24 protein-coding genes are annotated in these 17,057 nt (G+C 43.3%); 18 read left to right on the top strand and 6 right to left on the bottom strand.

All coding sequences use genetic code 11. The features are described 5' to 3' along the window. Positions 1 to 70: 70 nt before the first annotated feature. From RRU94_RS18200 to RRU94_RS18190, 3 genes are all read right to left on the bottom strand, one after another. Positions 71 to 601: a GNAT family N-acetyltransferase gene (locus RRU94_RS18200; protein WP_315696039.1), complete on the bottom strand. Its 531-nt coding sequence runs from the start codon at positions 599 to 601 to the stop codon at positions 71 to 73. Between the two features lie 167 nt (positions 602 to 768). After that, entirely contained in the window at positions 769 to 1,518 is a 750-nt protein-coding gene (locus tag RRU94_RS18195) for a TraR/DksA C4-type zinc finger protein (RefSeq protein WP_315692249.1), read from the bottom strand. Positions 1,519 to 1,674: 156 nt separating this feature from the next. Further along, positions 1,675 to 1,839, bottom strand: coding sequence for a hypothetical protein (locus RRU94_RS18190; protein ID WP_251273568.1), 165 nt, complete (start codon positions 1,837 to 1,839; stop codon positions 1,675 to 1,677). A 192-nt stretch (positions 1,840 to 2,031) separates the two neighbouring features. Here RRU94_RS18190 and RRU94_RS18185 point away from each other — a divergent pair, with 192 nt between their 5' ends. Continuing rightward, on the top strand, positions 2,032 to 2,685 hold the full coding sequence (locus tag RRU94_RS18185) for a glycoside hydrolase family 25 protein (RefSeq protein WP_410492984.1): 654 nt from the start codon (positions 2,032 to 2,034) through the stop codon (positions 2,683 to 2,685). Positions 2,686 to 3,235: 550 nt separating this feature from the next. Beyond that, positions 3,236 to 4,072 carry an STAS domain-containing protein gene (locus RRU94_RS18180; protein ID WP_315692248.1) on the top strand — a complete coding sequence of 279 codons (837 nt, stop codon included), beginning with the start codon at positions 3,236 to 3,238 and terminating at the stop codon, positions 4,070 to 4,072. Positions 4,073 to 4,143: 71 nt separating this feature from the next. Here RRU94_RS18180 and RRU94_RS18175 read toward each other — a convergent pair whose 3' ends face one another. Then, positions 4,144 to 5,061, bottom strand: a complete 918-nt coding sequence (locus tag RRU94_RS18175) for a helix-turn-helix transcriptional regulator (RefSeq protein WP_315692246.1) — start codon at positions 5,059 to 5,061, stop codon at positions 4,144 to 4,146. 123 nt (positions 5,062 to 5,184) lie between these two features. Between RRU94_RS18175 and modA the strand changes: the two genes are divergently transcribed. The 4 genes from modA (at position 5,185) to RRU94_RS18155 (ending at position 7,677) form a co-directional block, all read left to right on the top strand. Then, complete coding sequence (gene modA / locus RRU94_RS18170) at positions 5,185 to 5,988, top strand: molybdate ABC transporter substrate-binding protein (RefSeq protein ID WP_315692245.1); 804 nt, start codon at positions 5,185 to 5,187, stop codon at positions 5,986 to 5,988. Positions 5,989 to 5,992: 4 nt separating this feature from the next. Beyond that, entirely contained in the window at positions 5,993 to 6,649 is a 657-nt protein-coding gene (gene modB / locus RRU94_RS18165) for a molybdate ABC transporter permease subunit (protein WP_315692244.1), read from the top strand. Between the two features lie 406 nt (positions 6,650 to 7,055). Next, positions 7,056 to 7,352 (top strand): IDEAL domain-containing protein, encoded by a 297-nt coding sequence (locus RRU94_RS18160; protein WP_315692243.1) that lies wholly within the window; start codon positions 7,056 to 7,058, stop codon positions 7,350 to 7,352. Positions 7,353 to 7,440: 88 nt separating this feature from the next. Further along, entirely contained in the window at positions 7,441 to 7,677 is a 237-nt protein-coding gene (locus RRU94_RS18155; RefSeq protein WP_315692242.1) for a hypothetical protein, read from the top strand. Positions 7,678 to 8,156: 479 nt separating this feature from the next. On the opposite strand, the gene RRU94_RS18150 is transcribed toward RRU94_RS18155, so the two are convergent. After that, a complete protein-coding gene (locus RRU94_RS18150) occupies positions 8,157 to 8,375 on the bottom strand; it encodes a hypothetical protein (protein ID WP_309087424.1) in 219 nt (72 codons plus the stop codon). A 139-nt stretch (positions 8,376 to 8,514) separates the two neighbouring features. Here RRU94_RS18150 and RRU94_RS18145 point away from each other — a divergent pair, with 139 nt between their 5' ends. The 3 genes from RRU94_RS18145 to RRU94_RS18135 are packed head-to-tail and all read left to right on the top strand — an operon-like array spanning position 8,515 to position 9,608. Continuing rightward, positions 8,515 to 8,760, top strand: coding sequence for a spore coat associated protein CotJA (locus tag RRU94_RS18145; protein WP_242233051.1), 246 nt, complete (start codon positions 8,515 to 8,517; stop codon positions 8,758 to 8,760). Further along, entirely contained in the window at positions 8,753 to 9,016 is a 264-nt protein-coding gene (locus RRU94_RS18140; RefSeq protein WP_315692241.1) for a spore coat protein CotJB, read from the top strand. The genes RRU94_RS18145 and RRU94_RS18140 overlap by 8 nt, the downstream gene beginning before the upstream one ends. A 22-nt stretch (positions 9,017 to 9,038) precedes the next feature. Then, positions 9,039 to 9,608 carry a manganese catalase family protein gene (locus RRU94_RS18135; protein ID WP_315692240.1) on the top strand — a complete coding sequence of 190 codons (570 nt, stop codon included), beginning with the start codon at positions 9,039 to 9,041 and terminating at the stop codon, positions 9,606 to 9,608. Between the two features lie 50 nt (positions 9,609 to 9,658). Here the strand turns inward: RRU94_RS18135 and RRU94_RS18130 are convergent, their stop codons facing one another. Further along, entirely contained in the window at positions 9,659 to 9,763 is a 105-nt protein-coding gene (locus RRU94_RS18130; protein ID WP_315692238.1) for a YjcZ family sporulation protein, read from the bottom strand. Between the two features lie 143 nt (positions 9,764 to 9,906). Here RRU94_RS18130 and RRU94_RS18125 point away from each other — a divergent pair, with 143 nt between their 5' ends. The 9 genes from RRU94_RS18125 (at position 9,907) to RRU94_RS18085 (ending at position 17,057) form a co-directional block, all read left to right on the top strand. Then, a complete protein-coding gene (locus RRU94_RS18125; protein ID WP_315692237.1) occupies positions 9,907 to 10,557 on the top strand; it encodes a YiiX/YebB-like N1pC/P60 family cysteine hydrolase in 651 nt (216 codons plus the stop codon). Positions 10,558 to 10,760: 203 nt separating this feature from the next. Then, a complete protein-coding gene (locus RRU94_RS18120; protein ID WP_315692236.1) occupies positions 10,761 to 11,012 on the top strand; it encodes a hypothetical protein in 252 nt (83 codons plus the stop codon). 154 nt (positions 11,013 to 11,166) lie between these two features. After that, positions 11,167 to 11,457 (top strand): hypothetical protein, encoded by a 291-nt coding sequence (locus RRU94_RS18115; RefSeq protein ID WP_242233045.1) that lies wholly within the window; start codon positions 11,167 to 11,169, stop codon positions 11,455 to 11,457. A 71-nt stretch (positions 11,458 to 11,528) separates the two neighbouring features. Then, on the top strand, positions 11,529 to 11,822 hold the full coding sequence (locus RRU94_RS18110) for a Dabb family protein (protein ID WP_050182798.1): 294 nt from the start codon (positions 11,529 to 11,531) through the stop codon (positions 11,820 to 11,822). A 146-nt stretch (positions 11,823 to 11,968) separates the two neighbouring features. Next, positions 11,969 to 12,448: a site-2 protease family protein gene (locus RRU94_RS18105; protein ID WP_315692234.1), complete on the top strand. Its 480-nt coding sequence runs from the start codon at positions 11,969 to 11,971 to the stop codon at positions 12,446 to 12,448. A gap of 160 nt (positions 12,449 to 12,608) precedes the next feature. Next, the gene (locus RRU94_RS18100) at positions 12,609 to 13,799 is read left to right on the top strand and encodes a DNA polymerase IV (RefSeq protein ID WP_315692232.1); all 1,191 of its coding nucleotides are present in this window, start codon (positions 12,609 to 12,611) and stop codon (positions 13,797 to 13,799) included. Further along, positions 13,796 to 15,118 carry a D-serine ammonia-lyase gene (locus RRU94_RS18095; RefSeq protein ID WP_315692230.1) on the top strand — a complete coding sequence of 441 codons (1,323 nt, stop codon included), beginning with the start codon at positions 13,796 to 13,798 and terminating at the stop codon, positions 15,116 to 15,118. The genes RRU94_RS18100 and RRU94_RS18095 overlap by 4 nt, the downstream gene beginning before the upstream one ends. Before the next feature lie 138 nt (positions 15,119 to 15,256). Then, positions 15,257 to 16,273 carry an ABC transporter ATP-binding protein gene (locus tag RRU94_RS18090; protein WP_315692229.1) on the top strand — a complete coding sequence of 339 codons (1,017 nt, stop codon included), beginning with the start codon at positions 15,257 to 15,259 and terminating at the stop codon, positions 16,271 to 16,273. Next, positions 16,266 to 17,057: an ABC transporter permease gene (locus RRU94_RS18085; RefSeq protein WP_315692228.1), complete on the top strand. Its 792-nt coding sequence runs from the start codon at positions 16,266 to 16,268 to the stop codon at positions 17,055 to 17,057. The genes RRU94_RS18090 and RRU94_RS18085 overlap by 8 nt, the downstream gene beginning before the upstream one ends.

Here is a 17,057-nt window from a genome sequence, read left to right as displayed (position 1 = left end):
TACACGGGTGTTTTATGGCGGATTATCAATCGCCGCCTCATCAGGAGATGAGGACAGCGATTAGCAGTAATCAATCTGTTTTTAAACGTGAATAAAGAGCAAGGTCAATAAATGTTCCTTTTGATTTTTCGCTTTTTCGAAGGATGCCTTCAAATGAAAAACCTGTTTTTTGCAGCACTCTAATAGAAGAAAGGTTTTCAGGCTCTGCTTTTGCTTCCATTCTCATCAATTGTAAATGATGAAATGCGTAATCAATCAAACATAATACCGCTTCTCCCGCATATCCGTTTCCCCAATGAAGCCGGCCAAGATCATATCCAATTTCAGCTTTTGCATTTTCGAAATCAAGGCTGTTAAATCCGCATGAGCCGATGACTTGGTCCGTTTTTTTCTCGGTTAAAGTATACCGGACAGCTCTGTTTTCGTCTGCCAGTTGGTTTAAAAAACGAATCATTTGCTCCGCCTGTTCCACATGGGTAAAAGTATCAATGTTCATAAACCTTGTAACGGCTGGATCAGACCAAACTGAAAATAGGGAAGCAGCATCCGCTTCTGTTACTTTGCGGAGTATGAGCCGCTTCGTTTCAAAGAAATCGATCAGCAATCTTTTTCCCCCTCGACATGCAAGATGAGTTATTGAATAAAAGCGTTGGTTTCTCTGTGCATTGTCCAGCTCCTTTGCAATATAATCTTCTTTTATTATAACGTGTAAAAATAATTGTGGAAATAAAAACCAGCTGTCTCATGAACAGCTGGCAAACAAGAAGTTTATTTTCGTTCTGTGTACGGGTCTTTTTCGGCCGGAGGAAGATCGCCTAAAGAAGACATTAAGTCTTCATCATCAAGCACTTCTTCATACAATTTATGCTCTCTGCTTGGATAAACGTCCACTCTGTTTCCATGAATATCAACGGCCGCAAAGTTTTCATAATCCTCTACATAACCTTTATTTTCCTGTGATTCCACGTACATGTCTCCGTATTCCTCTGGCGAATTCATAAAGTCCGCCGGTGTTTCAGAAGTACCGTACTGGGCAACATCCTGCCAGGCGTCTTCTGCATCGTAGGCAACATTTTCTGATTTATCATCAAAATCAAACTGTCCAAATGGCGGCGCAAGAACAGCTTCTTCAACGGGCCGGTCGTTTGAAATGTTTTGGTCCTGTGAATGCTTCAGACAAAATAAAGTAGTTGGCACGGCTTCTAAACGCTCTACAGGAATTTCTTCTTTACAGGTTTTACAAATACCATACGTTTCATTTTGAATCGCTTCTAGTGCTGTATTGATTCCTTCCAATTCAAACCGGCTATGTTCATTCAACGCTATATCTTTTTCCCGCTCATATAACTCTGTCCCCACATCACCCGGATGATTATCGTAAACGGACAATTCCCTCGTCGAGTCAGACAAGCTTCTTTGCAATTGGAAATGATCAGTACCCTCAAAACGGGCTTCCAATTCCTTTTTTCTGTTCGTTAACTCTGTTTGAAAATCGGCTAATTGGGTTTTGTTCAGCATAAGGTTCAGTCCTTTACATTCCATTTTTAACGTCTTTCAGCATATTCATTTTGAAAAGGGCAAGCTCTTTTAAAGTATGATTCCCAAAGCAGCCGTTTTGACTCCTGCAGCGTGCAGTTGTATATTTTGGCACATAAAAAAAAGCGCCTTAAGCGCTTAATGTTCCTTTTTTATTTCTTTTTTGATGGGAATACTCTTTGAAAAGACCTCATCCGATTCCTCTTCGGAGTCTATGTTTTTTGGAAGGAAAATAATTGAAGCAATAAAGCTAATGGTTAACAATACACATAACAGCCATCCGAACATATCAATGGGAGCCATTTGCAAAACCTCCTTTGTTGAAAACAACACGATATTATAAATAAGATATGCGCTAGTTTGGACACTTAGCACTATAAATATGCAAAAGAGATGTAAGCTGTCCCATATTTTTGATAAAAAATAAATAGAGGTTTTAAAAAAAGAAAAACAGGGAATAAAACATTATTTGATATGGAAGTGAAAGGCAGACGGATGAAACAGATTATAGATATTTCCCATCACCAGGGCGTCATTGACTGGAAAACAGCTCATCGCCATATAGAGCTGGCTATTCTGCGGGTGCAGGATGGCAGCACAACAAGGGACCGCTGTTATGCAGCTAATGCTGCAGCATGTAACGAGTATGGTATTCCATTTGGCAATTATGCGTTCTGCCGGTTTGTTTCAGTTAATGATGCGGTCATCGAAGCGCGCGACTTTTGGAAACGGGGTGATCAAAGAGCCGCTTTTTGGGCGGCAGATGTGGAAGTGAAAACGATGAATGATATGCGTGCCGGTACGCAAGCGTTTATTGATGAGCTTCGGCGTTTAGGGGCCAAAAAAGTTGGCTTGTATGTCGGCCACCATACATACAAGGCATTTGAAGCAGAAAAAGTAAGGGCTGATTTTGTCTGGATTCCGCGGTACAGCCAGAAACAGCCGGACTTTCCGTGTGACATATGGCAGTATACAGACAGGGGGAAAATTGAAGGAATCCAGGGGCCAGTTGATTTAAATCGATTAACTGGAACAAATTCATTGGAATGGTTTCTTAACAGCCCGTCTGAAGCCGTAACGAAAACAAAAGCGGAGAGTATAATCGATCTCGCTGTTTCATTTGTGAATAAAATAACCGGGGATAAATGACAAAAAAGCCCCAGCCGCTAAGGGGCGGCTTTGGAGCTTTTTCAGGTTTCAAGTGTATGGCATCCATGGTCATAAAGCAAAAAGGAGCTTGCTTAAACTCCCCAGTTGTCGATTTTCCGGTTTGCTCAACAAAAACATTCAACAGTTATCGGCTGTGGTTTTGTCTGTTTTCACGATCATGCTTTCGTGAGGAGCTATACTCGGATTCGGAAAACAATTTTGGTTTTCTCGACATGAAAAAAAGTGAACCAGCGAAGCCGGCTGTCAGCAAAGTAGATAAAGACCATCCGAAAAGTTCAATTGGTGTCATCTTGTAGAAAACCTCCTTGTTTTATCGTAATGAATTACTTCTTTACCCATCTTAAGAAAAATAAAACATATTCAGTCCAAAAATAAAAAATATTGCAGCTGCTGCCTGTTTTTGATTGTCTATAATGTTTTTTAAAAGAAAAAGGCTGCTTATGCAGAGAGGTCATGCAAGGATAGCTTATTTTATAAAAATCGTTTAAAATAACGAATGTTCATTTATTTAGCCGCAGGAGGAAAAAATATGAAGCCAGCTCAAGAAATCCGTGAGTTTTTATTAGATAAAGCAAAGCAGATCACTGAAGAGTGGTACGCTTCTTTGGATAAAAATGATCCAAGCGGCGTTTATTCCACAACAGATCCCCATGCTATTGAACTGCTTAAAAAGCAAAATTACGAATTCCATCTGCAATTCTGCGAGTTGTTCGTAAAAGAAGAAAGTGTTTTTTTAAAGGACCTGGAACAATGGATTATTCAAGTCGCAAAAGATGAGCAGCACTTAAATACACCGATGCATTTTATTGTGAGGGAATTTTTTAGAACACGCGACCAGTACCTCCAGTTTTTGGGAGAGTTTTTCCCTGCACATCGGTCCGCTTTTCCACAGGAGACCGTTGACCTATGGAATCAGCGTGTCAGCCGGGGCATTGACAGCGTCGTGATCTGGTTTATGGAAGAGCACCATAAATTCTCTGTGAAACGGCTTCAATGCCAGCAGGAAATGATTAACGAGCTGAGTTCTCCTGTTATTACATTAACTCGCGGAACGGGACTTCTGCCGCTGGTAGGGGATATTGATACTGCACGCGCCAAGCTGATTCTCGAAAAAACGCTCGAGCAGTGCGCGGAAAAACGAGTGGATTGTCTGTTCATTGATTTGTCAGGTGTGATTATGATTGATACAATGGTGGCCCAGCAGCTGTTCCATCTTGTAGAAGCGCTAGGCTTAATCGGCGTCAAAACCACGCTGTCAGGCATCCGTCCGGAGCTTGCGCAAACAGCCGTGCAGCTGGGTCTTAACTTTGACAAGCTGTCCATTGCTTCCACGCTGTCACATGCGATGGCCGCCGGTGAAATGTAATAGAATATTAGCACAGAAAACCAGTTAAAGAGATGCCCATCAAAGGGGCCATTCTTTAACTGGTTTTCTTTTTAGTCGGTTTCAAATAAAATACGGCCTGTTTGTGAACAGTCGTAATTCCCGAGAGATCCGATTTCAGCCTGGAACAACGGAGAAGATACGATTTTTTGAACCGTTTGAACGAGCTGTTCTGTTTCGGGCATTTTTAATAGAACAAGGTCATAGCGTTCTGTAATAAGCGGAATAAAATCAACACCCACCATTTGTGCGGCTTTTTCAATGCCGACGCCTGCATCGGCTGTTCCGTTTAAAACCGCCGCTGCAACGCGCAGGTGGCTGTTTTCTTCCCGCTCATAGCCGTTTATAAATCGGGGAGAGAGGTTATGAATTCGTAGCTGCTCATCAAGCAGAATTCTGGCTCCAGATCCTTTTTCACGATTGATAATGGTTACATGCTCCTGCCCTAAATCTGTCCATGAGCGGATGTGCAGCGGATTCCCTTTTTGAACGTACAGCCCGGCTTGCCTTGCTAAAAGGTGAATAACAGTATACGAGTACCCGCTCAAAATTCTTTTCACATAAGGCAGATTATAGTCACCGGTATCTCCATCATACATATGAAGGCTGACAATATCACACTTACCCTGATACATCGAAATGAGGCTGTTCAAACTTCCAGCATGTGAACGCAGTGCTTTGTAAGAGAACTCTTTTTCAATATGCTGGGCAAGGATATCAAGGGCAATATCCTGTCCACTAATCACAATACTGGCTTTGTGTTCTGAATCACTGTGGGAAAGGACCGCCGTCGGGGCAGTAGTGGTCTGCTTTTTTACATAACGGTCTAAATCTGCTGCAGACATGCGCATCTGCCGGCCGACTCGAAAAACCGGAAGCTCTCCTTTTTTCACAAGATCATATATGGTTAATTTCGATACTTTTAATAAATTAGCGACTTCTTCGATCGTATATGAGTGTTCTATCGTCATTTTCATCCCTCCACCTTTTATTTTACTCGAGCCTTTCTTCAAAGGAAATATTCCTTCCTGGTCAAGGATAAATTATAATTAGTTATAATGAGTTATAACTAATTATAACTAGGAGGGGGAAGTATGAAGAAAAAAAGAATGTTTGCTTGCCTGCTGCTTGTATTGATTATTGGCTGTGCGGCCTGCTCATCAGCAGAGCAAAGCAAACAGGCGAAGAACAACGGGCAGGAAAAGGAAAACGTAACCATTACGGTGTCAGCCGCGGCCAGTCTTCAGGATGCACTCGGTGAAATTAAGAAATCATTCGAAAAAAAGTATTCCGATGTAGACGTTACATACAATTTTGGTTCTTCCGGAACACTGGCACAGCAAATTTCGCAGGGAGCGCCGGTTGATGTGTTTTTTTCAGCAGCAGAGGACAAATTTGATACTTTAATAAAAGACGGATCCATTAAGCAGGAAAACAGTGCTGACCTTGTAGGCAATGATCTTGTTCTCGTTGTACCGAAAGAAGGGGATGCCGCTGTCCAATCGTTTGAAGAGCTGCCAGCAGCACAGAAGGTCGCTATCGGGACGCCGGAATCGGTTCCAGCGGGTCAATATGCAAAAGAAACACTGCAGCATCTCCATATTTGGGATAAAGTGAGCGAAAAATTAATTTACGCAAAAGACGTACGGCAGGTGCTTACATACGTAGAAACAGGAAATGTCGATGCGGGAATGGTCTACAAAACCGATGCACTCATTTCTTCGAAAGTAAAGATAGCGGCGACAGCCGAGGAAAAAAGCCATGCACCGATCATTTATCCGGCAGGCATTATTGAAAGCAGCAAGCAGCAAAAGGAAGCAGCGCTTTTTTATCAATATCTGCAGAGTGAAGAAGCGATGAACATTTTTGAGAAGTACGGATTCAAAGGATTGCGCTGACACGATGGAGTATTTATTTTGGCCGCCGCTCCGTCTTTCGGTTGAGATTGCTTTTGTGTCCAGCTTCATCGTCTTAATCACCGGTCTTTTTTTCGGCAGAGTGATGGCAAATGTGTCGTTTAGGGGAAAAGCGGCTATAGAAACTCTTTTTTTACTGCCGCTCGTCCTGCCGCCGACGGTCGTCGGGTTTCTATTAATTGTGCTGTTTGGCCAAAACAGCCCGGTCGGCAGATTCATTCAATTAGTATTGGGCCAGAGCATTATGTTTACGTGGTGGGCTGCCGTCATTGCGTCAACGGTGGTGGCTTTCCCCCTTATGTATCAATCATGCAAAACCGGCTTCCAATCTGTTGATCGGGACATTGAACATGCGGCACGTGTGGATGGAGCGGGTGAATTCGCCCTGTTTTTATTTGTAACCGCACCGCTCGCAATCAAATCCATTGTTTCGGGATTTTTATTAAGCTTTGCACGGGCATTGGGCGAATTTGGCGCAACGCTTATGTTTGCCGGGAACATTCCCGGAAAAACACAAACGGCTTCGACAGCTATTTACATGGCGATTGATTCGGGAAATATGGGAATGGCCTGGATGTGGGTGGGCAGTATGATTGGTATTTCGTTTCTGATGTTGGCTTGTATTCAGCTGATTAAATCCTAAAGAAAAGAGCTCACAAAAAAAGCCGAGGGGTTTCCTCGGCAAACGAATAACCAGCTGAAATAGGAGTTGGAGGGATGAAGTTCCCAACACCTACAGCTTATCCAACTTTTCTCAACAATATGCAATAGAAAGTAAAAAAGAATCCGATTAAAAGGAGAGCGCTTGAAAAAGTGCTTTTTTTGTATGGTGAATTTTTTAGCATGGTTCTCCTCTTTTATCATATAAATAAAACAAAAAAAGAAGTCTATTAACATAGTATAGCGCATACATTCAAATCAAACGAAACCATAAAAGGCGGACAAACAAATCGGCAGGCAGTGAAACTGAACATGATATATGGATGGTTTATTTCCCTCAAGTGCGTGAAAAAGGATTTCTAAACAAAAAACAAAGGGAGGCGTTTAAAATGAATATAGGGGAGTGGAAAATGATCGAAATTGGAGGTTCAACAGCCATCGGCTATGTGAGCAGTATTAAAAATCACAGCTGGCATAGAGAATGCGTTGAATTTACAAAAGTAGGATGGATCACAAACAATACGATCCAGTGGCGCAAACCGACTCAGGGAATTTATGAATCGAGCCGTTTCCACTCTGCTGCACAGCTACTTGACTTTTATCAGGATAAAACAGCGCTGATTGATTTGGCATTGCTGACCAGGGACAAAGAATGGTTTGAGGAATTAACAGTGGAGATTTTTTAACTCCCGCTATTTGCGGACAAACGTTCGGATTTTAGTTGCTTTTTGAACGTTTGTTCGGTATAATAGAAGAAGAAAGGGAGGTTAAAAAATGAATGGATTGTTTCAAATGTCCCTTGAAGAAAAAAAGCCAATTGTGATTATGTACATGACGGACGATCGGGTTATTACCGACCGCAGCATTATTGTAAGGAAAATTCATCCTGACTATATTCGGGCTTACTGCTTTAAACGTGGAACATTACGTACGTTTAAGCGTGACAATATTTTGGCGGCCTCTAAGCCGTTTCGAAAAAAGAAATACAACCAGTTTAAAACTGCTCTATAAGTACCTTTTAAAGGGCAGGATACCAAGCGCAGAAATATCGCCGCCGGGCGGCATTTCTGTGCTTTTTTGTTTGTGAAAAATCCAAAAGCGGAGAGCTCAGAACGGTCATAGGCTGCGCGGCATGAATTAAAACATATGGATATGTTCAAACGATAAAGGAGGAAATCGTGTAAACGATGAATGGCGTCTATTAGGCGGAGCTATTATAAACAAAAGAAAGAGCAGAGCGGAAGCCGTTCATCGGGTTAAATATGGATGGGCTTTAAGTAAAAGCCCGTCTTTATCAGGCATTTGAAGATATCCGTCTGCTGAAAATAGAACAGGCGAGTACTGGTCAAAAAAGGTGGTACTCGGAATCGAACTGGGAATAAAAGTTTTGCAGACCTTTGTCTTACCGCTCGGTGATACTACTATTCTGTTAAACTGGTTTATGCAGCAGAAATAAAACACATTTCTTTTTTAACCATTACTCGTTTGACTCATTCTTTTTTTCTTTTATGTTCTTGTTCGATTTGGCTGCGGATGGGTGAATGATCGATAACTGCCTGCGCCTGCTCGGCCGTCATGCCGCGCACTTTTTGCAGCCAATTGGACATATGTTCTTGTTCGCTTTGGAATTCATCAAGCTCAAGCTGTCTTGTTCTTTCTTCTTTTGCAATCAAATAATCTTCATAAAGACGCTGATAATCAATGTGCATGCTGCATCGCTCCTTTTTACATGCTCTACCCAAAAAAGGGAAAAGGAAAAACCTTTTCTTTTTCGGTTTCTCTACTTGCGCATAATCTTGATGCCTGTACATACACATAGGAAAAGAACAAGAGATAGGGGGACAAAGTATGAGCAGCCAGCCGCAATCTTTTTCATCTTTGAAGTCGTATGTACCACGACATGGGCCGTTTGATCCTTGTCCGCCGATCGGATGCAAGTATTACAGTACGCCTCCGAATCTGTACGTGGGCTTTCAGCCGCCGGGCCTTCCACAGTTTTCTCCTAGAGAGGCGCTGAAAAAAGGGACTCTTTGGAAAGTATTTTACGATTACTATGATAATCCGTACCGAAAAGGAGGACGAAGCCGTGGCTAATCCTCTGCCAAAGGAATATTACCAGCAGCTCGAAGAAATTCAAGCGGCTGACTTTGTTGTGCTTGAATTAATTCTTTATTTAGACACGCACCCCCATGATCCGCAGGCTCTTGTGCAGTATAAACAGTTTGCTCAGTACAGTAAACAGCTGAAGCAGGCTTTTGAAGCGCAGTTTGGTCCGCTCCAGCAGAACAGTCCGAATACATCTGCGGCTGAATGGACGTGGAGCACTTCTCCCTGGCCGTGGCAGGTCTAAAAAATGAAAAGGTGGCTATCGAATGTGGATTTATGAAAAAAAGCTGCAATATCCTGTAAAAGTCAGTACATGCAACCCAACGCTTGCCAAATATTTAATGGAACAGTACGGAGGAGCAGATGGAGAGCTTGCCGCTGCACTCCGCTATATGAACCAGCGCTATACAATTCCGGATAAGGTAGTTGGGCTTTTAAATGATATTGCCACAGAGGAATTTTCTCATCTTGAAATGATTGCCACCATGATTTACAAGCTGACAAAAGATGCCACGCCCGAGCAGCTCCGTGAAGCCGGGCTCGCTGAGCATTATGTCAGCCATGACAGTGCTCTTTTCTATAATAATGCGGCTGGTGTGCCATTTACCGCTGCGTACATTCAAGCAAAAGGGGATCCGATTGCGGATTTGTACGAAGATATCGCCGCTGAAGAAAAAGCCCGGGCCACCTATCAGTGGCTTATTGATATATCTGATGACCCGGACTTAAATGATTCCCTCCGTTTCCTGCGGGAAAGGGAAGTTGTACATTCTCAGCGTTTCCGAGAAGCTGTTGAAATCGTGAAGGAAGACCGCGGCCAGAAAAAAATATTTTAAATGAGAAAAAGCCAGAGCCGCCGGCTCAGGCTTTTTTGTTTGTCCATACATTAAACAAACGCTATACCGATAATAATGAGGAGAATAAACAAAACGACAACAAGCGCGAAACCTGATCCATACCCCCAGCTGTTTCCTTCCTGTTTAGCACCCATTTTTTCCACCTCCACATAGTAGTGTATGCGGCAGAAAAAAACATTCCTGGACAAAACGGCAGACAAGGGTATTTCTTAGGGACAGCTTCAAATTGGAAGCATACCGTATAAAGAATGAAACTGATTTTTGAAGGAGGGGGAAAATGAGCTCTCAAAAGTTTAATGGTATCATTCAAATTCCCTATTCGCAGGCCGTTTCGAAAATTCAAACCGGCGATCTTTTATTTTGCAGTGGAACTTCTTTGATCTCTGAATTTATTAAAAAAGCATCCAACTCTCTTATGAGCCATGTCGCTTTTTTAGTGCGCTGGCACGGCCGGATTCTCGTATTTGAAAGTATAGAAAGCGCCGGGGTGCGTGTGATTCCGCTGGCTCAATACGTAAAGGGAAATCGGCAGACAGGTGAAAAGTATAAAGGGGCGCTGTACATAGCGCGCCACAAAACCCTCATTGATTCTTCATTTGATAGAAGAAAGCTGCACTATATGATTGGAAAAGCGCTTGATTTGCTTCATCAAAATTATGACCAGGCAGAGCTGGTCCGGATTTTAACGAGAATTAAACTGGGCATTGGACGGCATAAAGAAAATGAAGAATATATTTGTTCGGAGTTTGTAGATTTATGTTTTAAACAAATAGGCGTTGAGTTTCCGCGGACAAAAGAAGGTTTTATTTACCCCGAACATATTGCGGCAGATCCTAATGTGTACCCGATGTTTCAAATGGTTCCGGACTTATCAGGCGAAAGGGTGAACGCAACCGCCAAAACAATCAATCCATACACACACAGATAAATAAAATCATGCTGGTCTGTTTGCTTCATAACAAAACGCTCCTTTTTCATAAGTTGCTCACTCTTAGTATGGATGGTCCTTTTAAAAATATTCTTACTTATTACATTATGTGCTAAATTCAAATAAATTATAAAAAAAGGCTTATAATAAAGCAGGAAAGGGAAAAGAATGTTATCGACAAAGAAAAAAGGAAGTGACCAGCCATGCAAATTGAAAAACGCGCATTAGATTTGCTAAATATCATGAAAAACGGTGAAAAGCCAGGACAGGGAGAAACAAGCCTTCAGTCATTCGGAGAAGCGCTGCATTTTCTTGATTCCAATAACCTTGCAACAGGCATTACAGTGAACCGGTCCGATGAAGGAGACATTGTCGGCTGCACGATTGAAGATGAATGCTCCGTTACAGAATCGGGATATGAATTTCTTGAAAAAAATGCGGGACGAACAGAATAAACACATGGAGAAGCTGCTGAAGGCCGGTAACAGCCGGTAAAAGCAGCTTCTTTTTTATGCCAAATAAACAAAGAATTTAAATCGTAAAAAGGAGCGCATTCATGTGCGTGTATGCATCTAATATAAATAGCAGTGGCGGCAAGGAGGGGGACATATGCTTAAACCGGGTGATTGGGTTATTATTGCGAATGGGCAGGAACGAATTATTGGCTTCATACGTGATTTTTCCAGGCTGCGGAATGAAGTATATATTGTGCAGGTATCAACGTATATGGATAAACGAATTACACCTATGAAACCAGTCCTTGAAGTAGTGGAAAGCAAAAAAATTATGGCTGTCGGCTTAACCCTTGCAAAAGAAGATTGGGACGCAATGATTGATCTGGCCATCATGACCGATGATGAGCAATGGTTTCGACAATTATCCAAAAGAAAACCGGGATAAAAACACATATTTACCGCCAGGCTTAAAAATGATATATTCACAGTAAATGGATGATGAAAAGAGGATAAAACATGATTGACCATATTGTACTTGTTAAATTTGCGGAAACGACGACTGTCGAACAGCTTGAGGAAGTAGTCAAACGCTTTAAAGCCCTTGAACAGCACCTTGAGGGTGTCATTGATATTCAAGCTGGAATTAACTTTTCAGAAAAAAATCAAGGCTACCAGGTTGTCCTTACCACGCGTTTTGAAAACAAAGCAGCTCTTGAAGCATACGGTCCTCACCCGGAGCATCAAGCTGTCGCTGCTTTTATTCGTGAAGTTGGCCGTCTCGACAGTATTGTCGTTGATATTGAAATTTAACAGCTTTGACTCCTTGAGCGATCAAGGAGTTTTTTTATATCAATGCCATAACAATTATTAAAAATCGGATATATCAGGATGAGGCGTTTTAATAGGGTTAAAAGAGGTAAACTCCTTACGAATGTTTATTTAAAAGGGGTTTTTGCATGTTTAGTTTAGACGATATGGGTGCGTTTATATGGGCATTTTTCATTACGCTTCCGCTGACGCTGCTCATTCATACAGCAGGCCATGCATTTTTTGCCCGCTTGTTTGGCAGCAAAACCTCCCTTGTGATTGGCCGGGGAGCCAAACTGTGCCGGGTAAAAAACCTGGAAATCCGAAGATTTTATTTTATCGATTCTGCATGCCATTACGATGACCTGAAACGTGACCGCCGCTGGAAGCATGCACTTATTTATGCAGGAGGCCCGATTTTTAATCTTTTATCAATTTTTGTTGTGAACGGCTTGATTTATCATGGCATTTTGCCGCCGCATCTCTTTTTTTATCAGTTTGTTTATTTTTCGATTTATCTTGTGTTTTTTTCTATTCTTCCGATCGATTATGGACGGGAAAGACCGAGTGATGGAAAAGCGATTTACGATGTGCTTAAATTTGGAAAAGTATATAAGGAATTTGATTAACACCCTCATGAAGCCCATCATGGGGGTAAACTCCTTTCCTTTAGGCCAGCAGCAAAGCGGCAGAGCGAAAAAAATGCTAAAATAAGAATAGAAAAAATTGAACGTTATGTAATCCATGTGTAATCAAAAAACAACAGCGGTTGGAGAGGGAGGTGAGCACATGGCGGGCTTTTATCCGGAAAATGGCCGTGTGATTTTTCATATCGATGCGAATGCGTTTTTTGCCAGCGTAGAGATGGCTGAAAATCCGGCATTAAAAGATAAGCCGGTCATCATCGCCGGAAACCCGCAGGAGCGGAAAGGCATTGTTGTGGCAGCCAACTATTTATGTAAACATAAAGGGGTTTATACAACGATGGCGCTGCGGGAAGCGCTGAAGCTTGTACCGGAAGCGGTTGTGATCAAACCGAATCATGCGTTATATAAATTGTACTCAAAGCGTATTTTTGCGCAAATAGCCGAGATCTCTCCTTTGATTGAGTATGCCTCTATTGATGAAGCGTATCTTGATATTACAGCTTGTGAACACCTGGGCTCACCAATTGATATAGCGACAGGCATTCAAAAGAAAATAGTGGATGATTTTTCCATTCCGCTTTCTATTGGTATTGCCCCGAATAAATTTTTAGCTAAAATGGCAAGCGACATGAAAAAGCCGCTTGGCATTACCGTATTAAGAAAACGGGATGTTGAGCGTGTGCTTTGGAGCAGGCCGGTAGTAGAAGCACACGGGATCGGAGCCAAAACAGCCGCAAAGCTGATGGAACATGGAATAGCCACGATGGGCGATCTGGCAAAAGCAGACGTGAAACAACTTCAGTCTATCATGGGTGTACGAGGGATACGGATGCGGGAGCGGGTCAACGGAATAGATGACCGGCCGGTGGACCCGGAAGCAAATACGTCGTATAAGAGCATTGGAAACTCCACGACTTTCCCCGAGAATCTTACCGAGCCGGCCATTATTTATGCTAAGCTTCGTCTGCTCGCCCGCTCGGTCAGTGAAAGAATGAAAGCGAAGGGGGCCGTTTCGCGCACCATTCAAGTGATGATCCGTTACAGTGACTTTAAAACCGTCACCAGAAGCCAGACGCTGCCGGCTGATATTCAGGAAGAAGAAGAGCTCCTCTCAGCAGCGGAAGCGATCTTTTTCAAGCACTGGACAGGAGAGCCGGTCCGGCTGCTGGGCATTACCGCACAAAATGCTGTACATAAGCGGACGCTGGAAACCCAAATGGATTTGTTTTCTTTTCAGGAAGAAGCGGACAAGCTTGAACCGCTTGTAACGACAGTAGAAGCATTAAAACGGAAATTTGGAGAGGGCATTATTAAAAAGGGGTGGGTACAATGAAAAGAGACAAACAAATGTCATTTAGCGAACCTGCGGCGGCTGTGATTGAAAGCCTGCAACAGCGTCAAAATGTCCTATGGGTAAACCGAAATCGGCATAACCGGGTTCCGCCCTTGTTTTCGCTCCAGGACGTAGAGGAAGCAGAAAAAAGGCTCCAGCGGTTTGCCCCTTATCTGGAAGTCCTTTTTCCTGAGCTGGAGAAAGAAAAAGGATTTATTGAATCGCCCGTCGTGCCAATTCCGGAGATGAAAGCATGGCTGGAGACGGCAGCAGACCGGCAGATCGAAGGCGGTTTATGGCTAAAAGAAGATCACAAGCTTCCGATTTCCGGTTCGATCAAGGCGCGCGGCGGGATTTATGAAGTATTAGCATATGCCGAAGAGCTGGCACTGAAAAAAGGCCTGGTCACAGAAGAAGATGATTACCGTGCTTTTAATGGTCCGGCTTTTAAAACCCTTTTCTCATCGCATCGAATCATCGTCGGCTCCACGGGGAATCTTGGACTCAGCATTGGCATAATGGGCGCCAAGATGGGATTTCAAGTAACCGTGCATATGTCGGCAGACGCAAAGAAATGGAAAAAAGAGCTGCTTCGTCAAAAAGGCGCCCTTGTGGTGGAACATAAAGCGGATTATGAAAAAGCCGTTGCCGAAGGAAGAGAAGAAGCTGCACAGGATTCGCGTGCATACTTTATAGACGATGAACATTCGCATCGGCTGTTTTTAGGCTACGCAGTGGCAGGACTTCGGCTGAAGCGCCAGTTTGATGAAAAAGGAATCCTTGTGAACGAACAGCAGCCTCTTTATGTTTATTTGCCATGCGGCATTGGGGGAGGGCCGGGCGGTGTGGCATTCGGCCTCCATCTTGCTTTTGGCCCGAACGTTCACTGTTTTTTTGCCGAGCCGGCAGAAAGTGCCTGTATGCTGCTCGGGCTTGCCACTGGACTGCATGATCATATTTCGGTACAGGATATTGGCTTAACGAATCAAACGGAAGCAGATGGCCTTGCCGTCGGCCGTCCGTCTGGATTTGTCGGAAAGCTTGTTGAACCCTTTATAGCAGGCAGCTGCACGGTGCATGATGACCAATTGTTTGCCATGCTGAACGGGCTTGCCGAAAGGGAAGAAATCAAGCTTGAACCGTCCGCTTTAGCCGGCATGATCGGACCTGTGCTCTTGGCTGGAGAAAAAAAGATAAGCGGCCAGCCGATTCATCTTGTATGGGCGACCGGCGGCAGCATGGTCCCAGATGAAAATATGGACGCATACATTCAAAAAGGACGCACGGTTCTTGCCGATTGCCTGAACATCAAAAAATAAATACAATCTGCCATTTTCTATGGAGAAAATGGCTTTTTTATTTGGAGGCAGAGTTTTGGTGTTCAAGAAAAATTATTTGTGTCTCTCTGTGCTCTCCGGTAAACTATTGAAGGTGTAAAAGAAGAGGAGACGTGTATCGTGGAAAATATGATTGAAGTAAAAGATTTGCGTAAAGAGTTTAAATCGCATTCGAGCCGCTCCGGATTAAAAGGAGCTTTTCGTGATTTATTCACACGCCAGTACAAAGTGATTCCGGCTGTAAACGATATTTCCTTTACCGTAAAACGGGGGGAAATGGTCGGCTATATCGGTGAAAATGGGGCGGGAAAATCAACAAGCATCAAAATGCTGACTGGCATTTTAACACCGACATCCGGCATTGTCCGCGTGAACGGAATGGACCCGCATAAAGAGCGGGAACAATTTGTTCGTTCGATTGGTGTTGTTTTCGGCCAGCGGTCACAGCTTTGGTGGGATATTGCCGTGCAGGAATCATTCCGCCTGCTGAAAAAAGTATACAATGTGCCGGATGATATATATAAGAAGCATATGGGTCATGTGATCGAATCTCTTGATATTGGCCCGCTTTTAGACAAGCCGGTCCGCAAGCTGTCACTTGGCCAGCGAATGCGGTGTGAGCTGGCGGCAGCACTGCTGCATAACCCGCCGCTGTTGTTTTTGGACGAGCCGACAATTGGGCTTGATGTATTGGTGAAACTGAAGATTCGCGAATTTTTAAAAGAGATGAATGCCACATACAACACAACCGTGCTGCTGACTACACATGATTTAAGTGATATTGAAGCACTGTGTGAGCGGGTTGTCATGCTTGATGAAGGCAAAATTATTTATGATGGCCAGCTCGAAAGCCTGCGTTCTAACTGGGGAGAAGGCAAGCAAATTGAATTTCAGTTTGCCAATGCCGGTGTTACAAGGGAAGAACTTCAGCCGCTTTTGGCCGAACTGGACGGAGCATGGACACCGGGAGACCGTCAAAACGTCTGGATTGCCAATGTACTCAATGAAGAGCATGTGATTTCTGAAGTGATCGGACGCGTGGCGGCTGCCCATAAAATTACTGATTTAAAAGTGCACGAGATTTCGATTGAAGATATTATTCGTAATATTTACGAAGAAGGCGTGACAAATGGGTAAATACATCGAAATGATCCGGATTCGCTTTTTAATGATGCTGGCATACCGGACCAATTATTACAGCGGCATTTTGATTTACAGCATTAATATTGGCGCCTATTACTTTCTTTGGAATGCCATTTACGGTGAAAAAGGGTCGATTGAAGGCATGAGTGCGCTGCAGATGACGTCGTATGTGGCCATTGCCTGGATGGCGCGGGCGTTTTATTTTAACAATATCGACCGGGAAATTGCACAGGAAATTAAAGAAGGAAAAGTCGCGGTCGAGCTTATACGTCCCTATAACTACCTGCTGATGAAAACGATGCAGGGACTTGGAGAAGGGATTTTTCGCCTGTCATTTTTTTCATTGCCGGGCATGATCATTGTCGCGCTTATTTTTCCGATTGCTTTTTCCTCCAACCCGGCAACATGGCTGCTTTTTGCCGTTTCGCTCGTCTTCAGCTTTTTGATTAACATGCAAATCAATCTGCTCACCGGCATTTTAACATTTTTCTTTTATAACAATACCGGGCTTATTCGGGCAAAACGCGTGGTAATTGACTTGTTTTCCGGCCTGCTGCTGCCCATCAGCTTTTTTCCTGCCTGGGCTCAGCAGGTGATGAATTATTTGCCGTTTCAAGGGATCAGTTATGTGCCGAGCATGATTTTTACAGAAAGCTTTACGCAGCCCCAAATTATTCATGCTGTTCTGTTTCAGATTATCTGGGTGCTTATTTTAATTCTCCCTATCCAAATGATTTGGCTGATCGCCAGAAAACAGCTTGTTGTACAGGGGGGATAA

Source organism: Domibacillus sp. DTU_2020_1001157_1_SI_ALB_TIR_016 (assembly GCF_032341995.1).
In the GTDB taxonomy this organism is placed as follows: domain Bacteria; phylum Bacillota; class Bacilli; order Bacillales; family Domibacillaceae; genus Domibacillus; species Domibacillus indicus_A.
This window is presented reverse-complemented; position numbering and strand designations above follow the sequence as displayed.

Excerpts from the sequence above, each read along its gene's own strand:
- RRU94_RS18195 (WP_315692249.1), bottom strand. The coding sequence starts at position 1,518 with ATGCTGAACAAAACCCAATTAGCCGATTTTCAAACAGAGTTAACGAAC.
- RRU94_RS18190 (WP_251273568.1), bottom strand. The coding sequence starts at position 1,839 with ATGGCTCCCATTGATATGTTCGGATGGCTGTTATGTGTATTGTTAACC.
- RRU94_RS18185 (WP_410492984.1), top strand. The coding sequence starts at position 2,032 with ATGAAACAGATTATAGATATTTCCCATCACCAGGGCGTCATTGACTGG.
- RRU94_RS18180 (WP_315692248.1), top strand. The coding sequence starts at position 3,236 with ATGAAGCCAGCTCAAGAAATCCGTGAGTTTTTATTAGATAAAGCAAAG.
- RRU94_RS18175 (WP_315692246.1), bottom strand. The coding sequence starts at position 5,061 with ATGACGATAGAACACTCATATACGATCGAAGAAGTCGCTAATTTATTA.
- modA (WP_315692245.1), top strand. The coding sequence starts at position 5,185 with ATGAAGAAAAAAAGAATGTTTGCTTGCCTGCTGCTTGTATTGATTATT.
- modB (WP_315692244.1), top strand. The coding sequence starts at position 5,993 with ATGGAGTATTTATTTTGGCCGCCGCTCCGTCTTTCGGTTGAGATTGCT.
- RRU94_RS18160 (WP_315692243.1), top strand. The coding sequence starts at position 7,056 with ATGAATATAGGGGAGTGGAAAATGATCGAAATTGGAGGTTCAACAGCC.
- RRU94_RS18155 (WP_315692242.1), top strand. The coding sequence starts at position 7,441 with ATGAATGGATTGTTTCAAATGTCCCTTGAAGAAAAAAAGCCAATTGTG.
- RRU94_RS18150 (WP_309087424.1), bottom strand. The coding sequence starts at position 8,375 with ATGCACATTGATTATCAGCGTCTTTATGAAGATTATTTGATTGCAAAA.
- RRU94_RS18145 (WP_242233051.1), top strand. The coding sequence starts at position 8,515 with ATGAGCAGCCAGCCGCAATCTTTTTCATCTTTGAAGTCGTATGTACCA.
- RRU94_RS18135 (WP_315692240.1), top strand. The coding sequence starts at position 9,039 with ATGTGGATTTATGAAAAAAAGCTGCAATATCCTGTAAAAGTCAGTACA.
- RRU94_RS18130 (WP_315692238.1), bottom strand. The coding sequence starts at position 9,763 with ATGGGTGCTAAACAGGAAGGAAACAGCTGGGGGTATGGATCAGGTTTC.
- RRU94_RS18125 (WP_315692237.1), top strand. The coding sequence starts at position 9,907 with ATGAGCTCTCAAAAGTTTAATGGTATCATTCAAATTCCCTATTCGCAG.
- RRU94_RS18120 (WP_315692236.1), top strand. The coding sequence starts at position 10,761 with ATGCAAATTGAAAAACGCGCATTAGATTTGCTAAATATCATGAAAAAC.
- RRU94_RS18115 (WP_242233045.1), top strand. The coding sequence starts at position 11,167 with ATGCTTAAACCGGGTGATTGGGTTATTATTGCGAATGGGCAGGAACGA.
- RRU94_RS18110 (WP_050182798.1), top strand. The coding sequence starts at position 11,529 with ATGATTGACCATATTGTACTTGTTAAATTTGCGGAAACGACGACTGTC.
- RRU94_RS18105 (WP_315692234.1), top strand. The coding sequence starts at position 11,969 with ATGTTTAGTTTAGACGATATGGGTGCGTTTATATGGGCATTTTTCATT.
- RRU94_RS18100 (WP_315692232.1), top strand. The coding sequence starts at position 12,609 with ATGGCGGGCTTTTATCCGGAAAATGGCCGTGTGATTTTTCATATCGAT.
- RRU94_RS18095 (WP_315692230.1), top strand. The coding sequence starts at position 13,796 with ATGAAAAGAGACAAACAAATGTCATTTAGCGAACCTGCGGCGGCTGTG.
- RRU94_RS18085 (WP_315692228.1), top strand. The coding sequence starts at position 16,266 with ATGGGTAAATACATCGAAATGATCCGGATTCGCTTTTTAATGATGCTG.